The organism is Pseudomonas sp. GM21, from assembly GCF_000282215.1.
In the GTDB taxonomy this organism is placed as follows: Bacteria; Pseudomonadota; Gammaproteobacteria; order Pseudomonadales; family Pseudomonadaceae; genus Aquipseudomonas.
Genome location: NZ_AKJS01000025.1, coordinates 26953 through 41066, shown reverse-complemented (window position 1 = coordinate 41066; position 14114 = coordinate 26953). Strand labels below are relative to the sequence as shown.

Genomic DNA, 14114 nt, shown 5'->3' with positions numbered 1-14114 from the left:
CGAGCCTGCTCGCGATGAGGCCTGCTCAAACACCACTGAACTGTGCCAATGCCCCCCTCAATCTGGCCGCACTCACCCGCTGACAATTCAATTGCACCCGCTCCAGCCCCAACCAATCCGCCATCCGCCGCAAATTGATCGCCAGCGCGAGCATCCCTTCGTCATCCAGCCCCGGCTCTTCCTCGTGTACCGCGTGCACCGCCAATCGCCCCAGCGCCCGCTCCGCCCGCAGATCCACCCGCGCGGCAATCCGTTCGTTGTGCAAGAACGGCAACACGTAATACCCGTAAACCCGCTTGTCCTGCGGGGTGTAAATCTCCAGCCGATAGCGAAAATCAAACAACCGCTCGGTACGACTGCGCTCCCACACCAGCGAATCAAAGGGTGAAAGCAACGCACCGGCCACAACCTTGCGCGGTATTTTCGGATCGGGCAGGCAATAAGCCGGTTGCCGCCAGCCTTGCACTTCGCAAGTCAGCAACTCCCCTGCCTCGACCAGTTCCGCCAGGCGCGGACGACTGTCTACCGGGTTCAGCCGGAAATAGTCGCGTAAATCCTTTTCCGTGCCGACACCCAACGCCGTCACTGCGTGCAATAACAGTCCGCGTTGAGCCTCAGCTTCACTGAGCAAGGGCTGCTGTAAAACGGCTGAAGGAATCACCCGCTCCGGCAAATCATAAAGACGTTCGAAACCACGTCGGCCGGCCACCGTCACTTCACCGGCGGCAAACAACCATTCCAAAGCATGCTTTTCCACGCTCCAGTCCCACCACGGCCCGGCCCGTTCCTGACGGGTCGACAGGCTGCCAGCACCCAGTGCACCGAGCTCTTCGACCGACGCCAGCACCCGGCGAATCGTGTCCTGCTGTTCGCGCCCGAAACGCGCCAATTGCTGATAGATGTCTTCGCCGCGACTCGCGCGCTGCATGCGCCAGCGCATCAGGGGATACATCGACAACGGCAGCAACGAGGCTTCATGCCCCCAATATTCAAACAGCGTACGACGTCGGCCCTGACTCCAGGCAGCCTGGTCGAGCAAATCGGATGAGTAGTTACCGAGGCGGGAAAACAAGGGAAGGTAGTGCGAACGCACCAACGCATTGACCGAGTCGATCTGCAGAATGCCCAGCCGTTCGATCAGGCGGTTGAGTTGCAGCGCTTTGATCGCGGCTGGCGACTGCCGCCCGTTGAACCCTTGGGCAGCCAGCGCCAGACGTCGAGCCTGCGTGTTGGAAAAGGACAGCGTTGCGGGCATGAATACCTCCGTGTCTGCTCGCAACCTACCTCACCAGAGAGGGGTTTGTGTAGCAATGGCCTCATCATTTATGCATCGGATCATCCCAGAACGGTCTGATCGATTCATGTTCAACATCGGCGCGACTCATGCCGATGTCCTTCAGTGCTTCATCGCTCAAACTCGCCAGCAGTTCGCGTTCGCGATGAAGTTCGTACCAGCGACTAAACTTGTGCAGCAAATCAGATACCACGTGGGTTGAGAATTTGTGTTCCGTTACATGCTCGTGATGACCTTTCATCTTGTTGTCCTCCGTTGGGGATGGCCCAAGTCTCGCCCCGGGGATAAGATCAATCCAACGAATGTTTCTGATGGTAACCATCTCGGAGATTGATGGATGTCCGCGTTCCCCAGTATCGATACGGATGTGCTACGGACCTTTGTCGCCATCGCCGACCAGGGCGGTTTTACCCGTGCCGGGGAATTGGTCAATCGCACGCAGTCGGCGGTGAGCATGCAGATGAAGCGTCTGGAAGAGGACGTGTTGCAGCGCCAGTTGTTCGAACGCGATGGGCGACAGGTCAAGCTGACCGCCGAAGGCCAGGTTTTGCTGGGGTATGCGCGGCGCATCCTCAAACTCCACAGCGAAGTCTTCAATACGTTGCGTGAGCCGCACATGGTCGGCACCGTGCGCATCGGTACGCCAGATGATTACGTGATGCGCTTTTTGCCAGGAATTTTGTCGCGCTTCGCCAAGAGCTATCCGCTGATCCAGATCGAGGTTCACTGCGAATCATCAAAACAATTGCTGCTTCGTCAGGATCTGGACCTGTCCATCGTGACCCGCGAGCCCGGCACCGAGATTGGCCAGTTGCTGCGCAAGGAACGTTTTGTCTGGGCCGAGGCGCAATGCTTCAGCGCCCATGAGCAGACGCCGCTGCCCCTGGCAATGTTCAACAGTGATTGTTTCTGCCGGTTGTGGGCGTGTAATGCGCTGGATGCAATGGGCCGCGACTACCGAATTGCGTACAACAGTTCGAGCCTGTCGGCCTTGATGGCCGTGGTCAGCGCCGGGTTGGCGGTGACTGCGCAGCTGGAAAGCCTGATCACCCCGGACATGCGTATCCTCGGTGAGGCCGAAGACCTGCCGCAGTTGCCGGAAGCCTGCATCATGCTCGTGCGTAACCTGCACAACCCCTCCCCCATCACCGAGTGCCTGGCCGAGCACATCGTCGAAGGCTTCAAACTTTAAACGCAAGCATCACCGCGCAGCAATCGCTCCGGCGGAGCGTGGGCGATCTTCACCCCCCAACTGATAAACGGCCTGCCAACATCCGAAACTGACAGCCTCCAGCCTTGCGACTGATGCTGCGAAACACCCCGGATCGCCACTCATCCAAAATTATCTGGCGCATTAAAGATTCGCCCGCTAGATTCTGAGGACTACCGATCAAGGCTTTTGAAATGACCTCCGAACGCGACACCCTGGATAACTGCGAACACCTGCTGTTGGATAATCAGGCCTGTTTCGCCCTGCATTCGACTTCGCTGCTGATGACCAAGGTCTATAAACCGCTGCTGCAAGCGCTGGGCCTGACCTATCCGCAATACCTGGCGATGATGGTGCTGTGGGAGCGCGATGGTCTGACCGTCGGTGAAATCAGTACTCGACTGCTGACCGATCCCGGCTCACTGACCCCGTTGCTCAAGCGCCTGGAAGTTGAAGGTCTGCTCAGCCGCACCCGCAGCCGCGAAGATGAACGGGTGGTGATCGTCGAACTCACCGAACAGGGCCGCGCCTTGCGGGACAAGGCACGCAGCATTCCGCAATGCATCCTCGGTGCCAGCGGGATGTCGGTGGAGAGGCTGAACAAACTGCAAGCGGAGCTGCAAATACTGCGCAGCAATCTGCAAGACAGCCTCTGATCCCCCAGCCAACCTAAATCCCCCTGTGGGAGCGGGCTTACTCGCGAATGCGATGTGACATTCAGCATTGATGTTGGCTGACACACCGCTTTCGCGAGCAAGCCCGCTCCCACATTCGTTTTGCAGTGTTCTTTCGGCCACATTCGTCTCTTCCCCAAAAAATTTTCAGCGCTGAAAATCCGCTCTCCACAGCTCTAGCTCAGCCCTTCACATCATCCAACCGAATCCACGGCAAATCTTTTTCAAAAATTTATCTTGCGCGCTAAATACTAGCACGATACATTCATCTCGCACTTACTTAGCGCGCAAACAATTAGCGCAAAACATCCAACCCGAATGAGGCTCACACCATGCAAACTCTCTACACCGCAATCGCAACCTCCACCGGTGGCCGTGATGGTCGTGCTGTTTCGAGCGACAACATCCTCGACGTCAAACTCGCCACCCCGAAAGAACTCGGCGGTGCTGGCGGCGCGGCGACCAACCCTGAGCAACTGTTCGCAGCCGGTTACTCCGCTTGCTTCATCGGCGCCCTGAAATTCGTCGCCAGTCAGACCAAGCGCTCCATCCCCAACGACGCCTCGATCACCGCCCATGTCGGCATCGGCCAAATCCCCGGCGGTTTCGGTCTGGACATCGACCTGCACATCAGCCTGCCAGGCCTTGAACAAACCGACGCGCAATCCCTTGTCGACGCCGCCCACCAGGTCTGCCCGTACTCCAACGCCACCCGTGGCAACGTCGATGTGCGCCTGCACGTTACCGTCTAACCGCTGATCCCAAGGCCCGAACAGGAAACGAACATGAACACTTTCAGCAAAGTCTTGACCGGTACCCTTCTCGCCCTGTCCATCGGCAATGCATTCGCTGGCAACGGTGTTGAACACAACACCCAGGCATTCCTCGACGTATTGAACGCCGGTACTGGCAAGCCTATTGAACAGCTTTCCCCCAAAGACGCCCGCGCCGTACTGGTGGGTGCGCAAGCCGGGGTGAAACTGACGCTGCCAAAAGTTGATGTCAGCGAGAAGACCATTCAAGTCGACGGCCAGCCGCTGCGCCTGACCATCGTCCGGCCAGCCGGGGTCAAGGGCGAGTTGCCAGTGTTCATGTTCTTCCACGGAGGTGGCTGGGTATTGGGCGACTTCCCGACCCACGAACGATTGGTTCGTGACCTGGTGGCGGGTTCGGGGGCGGCGGCTGTATTCGTCAATTACACCCCGTCACCGGAAGCGCATTACCCGGTGGCGATCAATCAGGCGTATGCGGCGACCCAATGGGTGGCCGAGCACGGAAAGGAGATCAACGTTGATGGCAAACGTCTGGCCGTGGCCGGCAATAGCGTCGGTGGCAATATGGCGGCAGTCGTTGCGCTGATGGCCAAAGACAAGGGTACGCCGGCGATCAAATTCCAGGTGCTGTTGTGGCCGGTGACGGATGCCAACTTCGACACCGCGTCTTACAACCAGTTTGCCGAGGGGCACTTCCTCACCAAAAACATGATGAAGTGGTTCTGGGACAACTACACCACCGACGCCAATCAGCGTAACGAGATCTACGCCTCACCACTGCGGGCAACCACCGCCCAACTGAAAGGCTTGCCACCCGCGCTGGTGCAGACGGCGGGCGCTGACGTTCTGCGCGATGAGGGCGAAGCCTATGCACGAAAACTCGACGAGGCCGGGGTGCCGGTGACGGCGGTTCGCTACAACGGCATGATCCACGACTACGGTTTGCTCAATGTGGTCAGTCAGGTGCCAGCGGTGCGCTCGGCGATGCTGCAGGCATCCGAAGAACTCAAAGAGCATCTGAAGAAGTAACACGTTTCAATTGTGGGAGTGAGCCTGCTCGCGATAGCGGTAGACCAGTCAACATCTTTGTTGAATGCAAAATCGCAATCGCGAGCAGGCTCGCTCCCACAAGGGGTTCACCGTTGAAGCTGAAATTGCAGGCACAAAAAAGCCCGACTCAATGGTCGGGCTTTTTCATTCCTGAAGCAGTGCTTATTTAGCACGGCCTTTGTAGGAACCGCCTTCGCGGGTATCGATCTCGATCATGTCGCCGATTTCGATGAAGTCAGCTACCGACAGCTCGGTACCGTTCTTCAGTTTGGCAGGCTTCATCACCTTGCCGGAAGTGTCACCGCGAGCGGAACCTTCGGTGTAGTCAACCTGACGCACGATAGTGGTCGGCAGTTCTACGGAAACCAGACGCTCTTCGAAGAAGATCGCTTCGCAAACATCGGTCATGCCTTCTTCAACGAAAGGCAGAACGGCTTCGATGTCTTCAGCGTTCAGCTCGTACATGGTGTAGTCGGTGGTGTCCATGAACGTGTAGGTGTCGCCGCTGATGAAGGACAGGGTCGCTTCTTTGCGGTCGAGGATTACGTCGTCCAGTTTGTCGTCGGCGCTGTAAACGATCTCGGTCTTGTAACCGGTCAGCAGGTTTTTCAGCTTGGTCTTCATGATCGCGCTGTTACGACCCGACTTGGTGAATTCAGCTTTCTGAACCAGCCAAGGATCGTTTTCGAGACGGATCACGGTACCGGGTTTCAGTTCTTTACCAGTTTTCATTGCGAATATCCGAATTTGGATGGGATTTACAAAAATCTAGGCCGCGTATCATATCCAATTTACATAAAACTGTACCAGCGCCGCGGCAAGATCGGCCTGCAAGGCTTGTTCCAGACACCACGCCTCAGCGTGTTTTTGCAGCTCTGGCCAATGTTTGCGGGCCATGCGCCAGTGGTCGGACATATCATGACCGGCATTCCATGCGTGCCAAAGACCGTTGATCGCCTGACTGGCAGCCTCGGACAAGCCTTTTGTGTACAGCGCGAGGAACGCATCGAGCTTGTCCAGATGGATGTCTTCCTCCTGCTGATAGATGTGCCAGAGCATTGGCCGGCCCGCCCATTGAGCGCGAACGAAGGAATCTTCACCGCGCACGGCGTTGAAATCGCAGCACCAGAGCAACTGATCGTATTGATCCTGTCGGACGAACGGCAGCACCTGGACAGTCAAGCCGTCACGCACATGCAGAGCCCCCGCGGCCAATCCTTCAATGCCGAGCCAGCGTTCGACATCGCCGAGTATCCGGCCTTCGGGCACCAGCACATGCGTGGGTGTCGAATCGGCGGCCAGTACATCCAGCCAACTCGACAACCCGGCATTCTCATAGGCAAACAGCGAGATCAATTGCGCATCAGGGGCACGATCAATCCCCAGCCCTTGAAGAAATTCCTGCTGCGCCTCGGGACTTCGCTGGAACTGCCAGCGGCGATCGAGCAACCCTGTTTCACGCAGCAGCCCTCCGGTGCCCTTCTGGAACCCCGGAAAGAAGAAGTACTTCTGCACCGTTTTGTACTTGACCGACGGCAATCCGTGGCAGCCGATCACCCAGTCCTCGGCGCTCAGGTAATCGAGGTTCATCCACAGCGGCGGTTGCTCCCGTGCGGCCATGGCGTCCATGTAGACACTCGGCAACTGACAGGCGAACGCGGCGATCACCACATCCGCCGCTTCGGTGATCTGCCACTCTGTTGACCATTGGCGCACATCGACACCTGACTGCCATTGCTGCGCGGCATGGCAATCGATCTCGGGGCACAGACGCTCGAAGGCGCGCAGGTCATCGACCCACAAACGTACGTCGATGGCGTGCTCGGCCACCAATTGTCGAGCCAGGCGCCAGGTCACGCCGATGTCGCCAAAGTTGTCGACCACGGTGCAAAAAATATCCCAGCGCCAGCGGTTTTTCACTTGAGGCAGTTCAGGCAGTTCAGGCATTCCAGGTTCCCGTTGGCAAAGGCGACGATTGTCCGCATAAATTACCTCGCGCAGAAGAGCCGACGGCGATTAATCTTCGTGCGACAATTGCCACTCGCCTGCAACCATCCGCCAGGAGGCACCATGCCTGACCGTCCGAATCCCCACCACCCGTTGCCGTTCCGGCTCAACGCCCTGCAACTGACCGGCAGCATTGCCCTCGGTGTGTGGCTGGGATTTCTCGCCATCGCCCTGACCTGCTGGCTCGTCTCTGCACTGTTTTTCAAAGAGCAATTGGCCCCGGTAGCCGCCGCCGTGGAGCAACTGGCCAAGCCGCCGGTGGTCATCGAGCCGCCACGGCCGGATATTCCAGCGCAGAGCCCGATATTCGAGCAGTACGAAGAGAACCTGCGCAAGAGCGAGCAGCAGGTACGAATGGATCAGGCCCGTGGCAGCAGTCGCAACCTGTCCAATCCAAAATGCCAGTTCTGGTTGCAGCAGGATCAAACCGCGCCGAGCGAAAAAAGCCGCGCCAATGTTTTGCAGTTCTGCGACTGATCATGAACAAACAGACCGTCCACCAATTGATCCTCGACAAACTGCGGGTCGACCTCGATATCGCCGAGCGTGCTGCGCAAACCGCTTACGAAACCGCGACCCACGAAGAAAACATCGCCGAAAACAAGTACGACACCCTGGGGCTGGAGGCTTCTTATCTGGCGGCCGGACAGGCCAGGCGCGTGGAAGAGATCAGGCAATCACTGACGCTGTGCCAGAACCTGACCTTGCGTTCATATGACGATCAGCGCGGCATTGAAGTCGGTGCATTGCTCGGCCTGGAAGACGACAAGGGGCGTGAGCAATGGCTGTTTCTGGCCCCTGATGCAGCTGGCCTGAAGGTCGATCTGGTGGGGCAATGGATTACTGTCATCACCCCCCGCTCTCCGCTGGGCAAAAGCCTGCTGGGCAAGTTCGAAGGGGATGAAGTGGAGATTCTGGTGGCGGGCGCTCGGCAACAGTTTTCTGTTACCGAGGTGGTCTAGAACAAGGTGTCCTGCCTCGCGAATACGTTCCTCTTTTGACGAGTGGATGTTGTCGTCAGGCAAGGCGCCGCGACGAGTCATAGCCCGCTATGGCGAGGAGCGGCAACGCAGCATGACGGCAACAGACGCGGTCAAAAAGGAACAGTATTTGCGAGGCAGGACACCCATTAGTGCACCGGCAGTTCGACGCCGTCGAACAACTCTTCGAGTTCCTGCTTGTTGTGGCACTGAATGGCTTTGGCCATGACTTCGCGGGTCAGGTGCGGGGCAAATTTCTCGATGAAATCGCACATGAAACCGCGCAGGAAGGTGCCGCGACGGAAACCGATTTTGGTAATGCTGGACTCGAACAGCTCGCTGGCATCGAGCACTACCAGGTCGCTATCGAGCTTGGCGTCGACCGCCATTTTCGCCACGATACCCACCCCCAGGCCCAAACGAACGTAAGTTTTGATCACGTCGGCGTCGGCGGCGGTGAACACCACTTTGGGCGTCAGGCCGCGATGACTGAACGCTTCGTCGAGCTTCGATCGGCCGGTGAAACCGAACACGTAAGTGACGATCGGGTATTCGGCCAGGGCTTCGAGGGTCAGCGTCGACAGTTTGGTCAGCGGGTGACCTTGAGGCACGACTACGCAGCGATTCCAGCGGTAGCACGGCATCATTACCAGGTCGCCGAACAGTTCCAGCGCTTCGGTGGCAATGGCGAAATCCACGGTGCCGTCAGCTGCCATTTCAGCAATCTGCATCGGCGAGCCCTGGTGCATGTGCAGGGCAACGTCCGGGTATTGCTTGATGAAATTGCTGATCACCGGTGGCAACGCATAACGTGCCTGAGTGTGAGTAGTAGCGATCGACAGGGTGCCTTTTTTCTCGTTGGAGAATTCCTGGGCGATCTGCTTGATGCTTTCAACCTTGCGCAGAATCTCGCCGGCGGTGGTGATGATGCGTTCACCGGCCGGGGTCACGCGGGTCAGGTGCTTGCCGCTGCGAGCGAAAACCTCGACCCCCAATTCGTCTTCCAGCAGGCGGATCTGTTTACTGATACCCGGTTGCGAGGTGTAAAGGCTTTGGGCAGTAGCGGAAACGTTGAGGTCGTGGTGCGCCACTTCCCAGATGTAGCGCAATTGTTGAAGCTTCATATGTATCCCTCAAAGCAGGTAGACGCCACGGGCATCAGCGACGGTATATAACTATATTAATGGTTTGAAGAATAAATCTAGAACTTTTTTGTCGAATTGCCAGTATTCGTATTCTAGCGATCACCCTGCCGGCGCCGCTCCACCAGTGGCACCAGATAGACGGGCACCCGGGATAGCTGCAACACGCGTGCTGCGGTCCTGCCCAGAGGCGTTTCCGCGCCAGTACCGTGGCTATGACTTCCTACGATCAGCAAATCCACGGAGAGTTTCTCCACCTGGTCGAGAATCACCTGCGACGGATCGCCCTGAAGCACCCTCACCGCTTTAATCCGCGCCAGGTCCTGGTCCCCTTCATCCCCCAGCTCTTCACGAAAGCTGTCGAGCACCCGCTGCTCGATATTGGCAATCACCGTACTCAGGCCCTGACTGTGAAACTCGTTCAACGCCTGCTCATCGAGATAACTCTGAAGCACCGATTCGGCAAACAGCCCCATGGGCTCAACCGCGTGCACCACATACAAGTCGGCATTGAATGTCCGTGCCAAGGCCAAGGCGTGCTGCATCACCAACGGTGCATATAAGCCAAGGTCAGTGGCATACAGCATCGACTGAATCATAGGATCTCCTCGCAAGCCAAAATGGCGGAGATTTGATTCAGCTTAGCAGTGCCTTGGCGAATACGACGCTTTGCGTAACGCATTGAACCGCGGGCTTAAACCTTTTGCTCGTTGCTTATGCCGTGCGGTACGTGGCCGGTGGCGACGACTTCGCGGGCCAATTCGCAATGGCCGGCCTGATCATCGAAAAACACGTCGGCGGCAAACGCTTCGAGAAAGGCGGATTTGGTCAGGCCACCGAGAAACAGCGATTCGTCCAGACGAATGTCCCATTCGCGCAACGTACGAATCACTCGCTCATGGGCCGGCGCCGAACGCGCCGTCACCAACGCCGTGCGGATCGGGCAGGCGTCGTCGGGAAACTCACGCTGCAACAGATTGAGAGCGGCCAGGAAGCCCTTGAACGGCCCTCCGCGCAGCGGCTCGCGGGCGGCATCACGTTCGCTGGCCTGGAACGCTTCCAGACCACCGGACTGGTAGACCCGCTCCGATTCGTCGGAAAACAGCACTGCATCACCGTCAAAGGCAATCCGCAATTCATCACTGGCCGCGCGGCTGGCACCGCCCGACAGAATGGTCGCCGCCGCGAAACCGGCGTCCAGTGCACTGCGCACATCGTCGGCATGCGTCGACAGAAACAGGTCACAGCCGAAGGCCTTGAGATACGGATAGGGACTGCGCCCGCCGACAAACGCCGCACGGGAAATCGCCAGCCCGTAGTGGTGAATCGAGTTAAACACCCTCAGGCCGGTGTCGGCGCTGTTGCGCGACACCAGAATCACCTCGACCCGCGCTCGACCGAGGTCGGTATTGAGGTTCAGGAGTTTCTGCACCAGCGGGAAGGCGTCACCGGGTTCGAGGATTTCGTCCTCGTGCTCAATCTGATATTGCCGGTAGGCTTCGACGCCGCTCGACAAATACACCTTGTGGCTTTCGCTCAGGTCGAACAGCGCTCGCGAAGAAATCGCCAGCACCAGTTTGTCGTCGATAGTCTTTGCCATGTCCTTCCCCCCAGGTAGATCGGTTCACCTGTTGCGTCGATCGATGAAACCCAGACTGCGATACAAACTTTCAATCAGTGGCAATTCACACCCCGCCGCTTTGGCGGCCGCCAAGGGCCGGGCGTAAATCGCGGCCAGTTCCAGCGGTCGTTTGTGCAGGAAATCGTGGTACATGCTCGGCCAATAGTCCGGCATTTTTTCGGTCACCATGAACAGATGGTCGGCATAACCGGCCGGTATGTCGTGACCACAGGCGATAGCCCCCTGGACCACTTCGGCCATCAATGCCTTGATCAGCTCCCGGCTGTCGGCATCGGCCATCAATGGCGTGGTGCTGGCCCCGAGCAGAACAGAGAGACCGTTGTACGGGACATTCCAGACCAGTTTTTGCCAACGTGCCTGGTGCAGATCCGGCATGGCCTGCGAGTCGATACCGGCACGGTGGAATAACCCGGCGCCCTCTTCGACAATTGCCACGCGTGCCGGCGCATCAACAGCGGGGCCACTGTGGTAGCCGATGTTGACTGCACCGAGCGCCTGATGGGTAATTTCCCCGGGACCGGTGCGATGGACGCAGATAAAACACAAGCCGCCCAGCAGGTGCAACGAGTCGGGGAGCAACTCGCGCAGACTGTCTTCAACGTCGAGGCCATTTTGCAGGACCAGTACCTTGGCATTCGGTGCGGCCGCCTGAATGATGGCGGGCGCCAGGTCCGCATTACTGGTGGTTTTGGCGCCGACCAGCAACCAGTCGCAAGCGGGCATGTCTTCAGCGCAGGAATAGGCCTGAACCGGGTTCAACGTCAACGCGCCATGCACCGCACTGTCGAGTTGCAACCCGCGCTCGGCCACCGCTGAAAATTCACTGCGCAACAAGAAGTGCACGTCGAAGCCGGCACGCGCCAGCATCATCCCGTAGAACCCGCCGATTGCGCCGGTTCCGATTATGCCGATTGTCGGCTTGGTGACTGTGCCCATCATGGCAACTCCTCTGCTGTTCTTTTCAACGCCCGATCGACCGCTTCATTGAGTTCGGTGCCGGTCAGACGCGATTGTAGTACCCCGAAAAACTCACCGTCGCGCACCACAAACAGCGCCGGCAAATGAAAAACCTGATAACGCTCGACCACCCCGCCATTGCTCCCGGCATCGATCCAGCACAAGCGATCGACCGTCAGATCGAGACTGGGCAATTGTTCACGGGCAAATCGGCAACCGGCACAGCCGACACTGGTGAAAATCACCAGGGATACGCCGCTCATTGCCAGTAGCCGCTGGTCGGCATCGAAATCGGTCAGTTCCAATTCGACCACTATACTTCGGGAAACAATGTCAGATGGCCGACACAGGGAGTCCGTGTTCATGGGACGTTTTATTCCTCATCCTGATGATGTGCCCGTCGAATTAACGTTACTCAAACATGAGTGCATCTCGCGCCAGCGCTTGCACACTATCAGCCTCGGGGGCATGGCTTGCAATTATCACCGGGCCTGGCGCCATGGTACGGCGCTGGAAGTGCGCATGCCGACCTTGAACCCCGACATGCGTTATCTGGGCTATGTGGCCTGGTGCCTGCGGCGCAAACGCGGCTATCTGGTGGGCATTGCGTTTGTGGACGAGCAGATGCTGTTCAGTGCCCGGATGAGTGAGCAGGTGTGCCAGATCGAACGCTACTGTCGCCTGCACGACGCGCGCGAAGACTTGCAGGAAATTCAGGCGCTGGCCCTGGAATGGGTCCAGGAGCATGCCGACGAGTTCTCTCACGACACCGTTCACAAGGCATTTGCTCAGCCTGTGCTGGATTAAACCCATTGTCGAGCAGGCGGATAACGCGCTAAGGTTCGGCTCCCCGACGCGCTTAATTTGCTGTGCTCCGCCGCGCGGGTTCGCTGGCGGCCGGCACCCGTGACCTGACGAGTAAACGATGGCTGATTTACCGATCAACGACCTAAACGTCGCCTCCAACGAGACGCTGATCACTCCTGATCAGCTCAAGTGCGATATCCCTCTGAGCGACGCCGCCCTGCGCACCGTCACCAAGGGCCGCGAAGTCATTCGCAATATCCTGGATGGCACCGACCACCGCCTGTTCGTCGTCATCGGGCCTTGCTCGATCCACGACATCAAGGCTGCCCACGAATACGCCGATCGCCTGAAGGTTCTCGCCGCTGAAGTGGCCGATACCCTGTATCTGGTCATGCGTGTGTATTTCGAGAAGCCACGCACCACCGTCGGCTGGAAAGGCTTGATCAACGACCCGTACCTGGACGACTCGTTCAAGATCCAGGATGGTCTGCACATTGGTCGTCAATTGTTGCTGGACCTGGCTGAAATGGGCCTTCCGACCGCGACCGAAGCCCTCGACCCGATCTCCCCGCAATATTTGCAGGACCTGATCAGCTGGTCGGCCATCGGTGCACGTACCACCGAATCCCAGACTCACCGCGAAATGGCGTCCGGCCTGTCCTCGGCAGTCGGCTTCAAGAACGGTACCGACGGCGGCCTGACAGTGGCGATCAACGCCCTGCAATCGGTTTCCAGCCCGCACCGCTTCCTGGGTATCAACCAGGAAGGTGGCGTCTCGATTGTCACCACCAAGGGCAACGCCTACGGCCACGTAGTGCTGCGCGGTGGCAACGGCAAGCCGAACTATGACTCGGTCAGCGTCGCGCTCTGCGAGCAAGCGCTGAACAAGGCGAAAATCAAACCGAACATCATGGTCGATTGCAGCCACGCCAACTCCAACAAGGACCCGGCCCTGCAACCGCTGGTGATGGAGAATGTGGCCAACCAGATCCTCGAAGGCAACCAGTCGATCATCGGCTTGATGGTCGAAAGTCACCTGAACTGGGGCGCCCAGGCCATCCCGAAAGACCTCGCCGACCTGCAATACGGCGTGTCGATTACCGACGCCTGCATCGATTGGTCCGCCACCGAAAACACCTTGCGCAGCATGCATGCCAAGCTCAAGGACGTACTGCCTAAACGCGATCGCACTTGATCACCGTTTAGCGCACACAAAAACGCCAGGCTTAAACCTGGCGTTTTTTTATGCGTTCTTTTTGGTCACAGCTTGGCGGCGTGCCGCTGGTGACGTTCCATGTAGCGCTCCACATAGGAGCACGATGGAATCACGGTGTAACCCATCTCGTCTGCGTACTCCAGCGCCTTCTCGGTCAAGGCAGCGGCAATGCCGCGACCACGCAATGCGTTGGGCACAAAGGTGCGATAGATATCCAGGGTCTGTTTCCCCAGATCCATATAGGTCAGGTAGGCACGATGACCGTCCACAGTGGTCTCGAACTGATGACCAGCCTGGTCATGGTGGATGGACAACGCCTCACTCATCACTACTCCTCGCGGGTCTTGAAATCTGACCCCTAC

Annotated in this window: 18 protein-coding genes; 8 read left to right on the top strand and 10 right to left on the bottom strand. The window is 58.1% G+C overall.

Annotated features, from left to right (window positions below):
• Nucleotides 1–25: 25 nt before the first annotated feature.
• Together PMI22_RS23540 and PMI22_RS23545 are read right to left on the bottom strand one after the other, a co-directional pair.
• Nucleotides 26–1255, bottom strand: coding sequence for a winged helix-turn-helix domain-containing protein (locus PMI22_RS23540; protein WP_007943640.1), 1230 nt, complete (start codon nt 1253–1255; stop codon nt 26–28).
• A 64-nt stretch (nt 1256–1319) separates the two neighbouring features.
• Nucleotides 1320–1535, bottom strand: coding sequence for a DUF1127 domain-containing protein (locus PMI22_RS23545; RefSeq protein ID WP_007943638.1), 216 nt, complete (start codon nt 1533–1535; stop codon nt 1320–1322).
• 96 nt (nt 1536–1631) lie between these two features.
• Here PMI22_RS23545 and PMI22_RS23550 point away from each other — a divergent pair, with 96 nt between their 5' ends.
• From PMI22_RS23550 to PMI22_RS23565, 4 genes are all read left to right on the top strand, one after another.
• Entirely contained in the window at nt 1632–2486 is an 855-nt protein-coding gene (locus tag PMI22_RS23550) for a LysR substrate-binding domain-containing protein (RefSeq protein WP_007943637.1), read from the top strand.
• A gap of 212 nt (nt 2487–2698) precedes the next feature.
• A complete protein-coding gene (locus PMI22_RS23555; RefSeq protein WP_007943636.1) occupies nt 2699–3160 on the top strand; it encodes a MarR family winged helix-turn-helix transcriptional regulator in 462 nt (153 codons plus the stop codon).
• Between the two features lie 350 nt (nt 3161–3510).
• Nucleotides 3511–3930, top strand: coding sequence for an organic hydroperoxide resistance protein (locus PMI22_RS23560; RefSeq protein ID WP_007943635.1), 420 nt, complete (start codon nt 3511–3513; stop codon nt 3928–3930).
• Nucleotides 3931–3963: 33 nt separating this feature from the next.
• Nucleotides 3964–4980, top strand: coding sequence for an alpha/beta hydrolase (locus PMI22_RS23565; protein WP_007943634.1), 1017 nt, complete (start codon nt 3964–3966; stop codon nt 4978–4980).
• A gap of 183 nt (nt 4981–5163) precedes the next feature.
• On the opposite strand, the gene PMI22_RS23570 is transcribed toward PMI22_RS23565, so the two are convergent.
• Both PMI22_RS23570 and earP read right to left on the bottom strand, forming a co-directional pair.
• On the bottom strand, nt 5164–5733 hold the full coding sequence (locus tag PMI22_RS23570; RefSeq protein WP_007943632.1) for an elongation factor P: 570 nt from the start codon (nt 5731–5733) through the stop codon (nt 5164–5166).
• Between the two features lie 48 nt (nt 5734–5781).
• Complete coding sequence (gene earP / locus PMI22_RS23575; protein WP_007943631.1) at nt 5782–6948, bottom strand: elongation factor P maturation arginine rhamnosyltransferase EarP; 1167 nt, start codon at nt 6946–6948, stop codon at nt 5782–5784.
• A 123-nt stretch (nt 6949–7071) separates the two neighbouring features.
• On the opposite strand from earP, the gene PMI22_RS23580 reads away from it, so the two are divergent.
• Nucleotides 7072–7485, top strand: coding sequence for a hypothetical protein (locus PMI22_RS23580; protein ID WP_007943630.1), 414 nt, complete (start codon nt 7072–7074; stop codon nt 7483–7485).
• A 2-nt stretch (nt 7486–7487) separates the two neighbouring features.
• Entirely contained in the window at nt 7488–7970 is a 483-nt protein-coding gene (locus tag PMI22_RS23585; RefSeq protein WP_007943629.1) for a GreA/GreB family elongation factor, read from the top strand.
• A gap of 167 nt (nt 7971–8137) precedes the next feature.
• Here the strand turns inward: PMI22_RS23585 and cysB are convergent, their stop codons facing one another.
• The 5 genes from cysB to PMI22_RS23610 all read right to left on the bottom strand — a co-directional run bounded on the left by cysB (nt 8138) and on the right by PMI22_RS23610 (nt 12094).
• Nucleotides 8138–9112, bottom strand: a complete 975-nt coding sequence (gene cysB, locus PMI22_RS23590; protein WP_007943628.1) for an HTH-type transcriptional regulator CysB — start codon at nt 9110–9112, stop codon at nt 8138–8140.
• A 113-nt stretch (nt 9113–9225) separates the two neighbouring features.
• On the bottom strand, nt 9226–9729 hold the full coding sequence (locus PMI22_RS23595) for a universal stress protein (RefSeq protein ID WP_007943627.1): 504 nt from the start codon (nt 9727–9729) through the stop codon (nt 9226–9228).
• Between the two features lie 95 nt (nt 9730–9824).
• Nucleotides 9825–10730 (bottom strand): 5'-nucleotidase, encoded by a 906-nt coding sequence (locus PMI22_RS23600; RefSeq protein ID WP_007943626.1) that lies wholly within the window; start codon nt 10728–10730, stop codon nt 9825–9827.
• Between the two features lie 24 nt (nt 10731–10754).
• Nucleotides 10755–11711 (bottom strand): putative 2-dehydropantoate 2-reductase, encoded by a 957-nt coding sequence (locus PMI22_RS23605; protein WP_007943625.1) that lies wholly within the window; start codon nt 11709–11711, stop codon nt 10755–10757.
• Nucleotides 11708–12094: a thioredoxin family protein gene (locus PMI22_RS23610; RefSeq protein ID WP_033048860.1), complete on the bottom strand. Its 387-nt coding sequence runs from the start codon at nt 12092–12094 to the stop codon at nt 11708–11710. Before PMI22_RS23610 ends, PMI22_RS23605 begins: the two co-directional genes overlap by 4 nt.
• Here PMI22_RS23610 and PMI22_RS23615 point away from each other — a divergent pair.
• Both PMI22_RS23615 and PMI22_RS23620 read left to right on the top strand, forming a co-directional pair.
• Nucleotides 12093–12536 carry a PilZ domain-containing protein gene (locus PMI22_RS23615; protein WP_007943623.1) on the top strand — a complete coding sequence of 148 codons (444 nt, stop codon included), beginning with the start codon at nt 12093–12095 and terminating at the stop codon, nt 12534–12536. The genes PMI22_RS23610 and PMI22_RS23615 overlap by 2 nt on opposite strands.
• A gap of 118 nt (nt 12537–12654) precedes the next feature.
• On the top strand, nt 12655–13731 hold the full coding sequence (locus tag PMI22_RS23620; protein WP_007943622.1) for a 3-deoxy-7-phosphoheptulonate synthase: 1077 nt from the start codon (nt 12655–12657) through the stop codon (nt 13729–13731).
• A gap of 65 nt (nt 13732–13796) precedes the next feature.
• Here the strand turns inward: PMI22_RS23620 and PMI22_RS23625 are convergent, their stop codons facing one another.
• Nucleotides 13797–14078, bottom strand: a complete 282-nt coding sequence (locus PMI22_RS23625; RefSeq protein ID WP_007943621.1) for a GNAT family N-acetyltransferase — start codon at nt 14076–14078, stop codon at nt 13797–13799.
• Nucleotides 14079–14114: the final 36 nt, after the last annotated feature.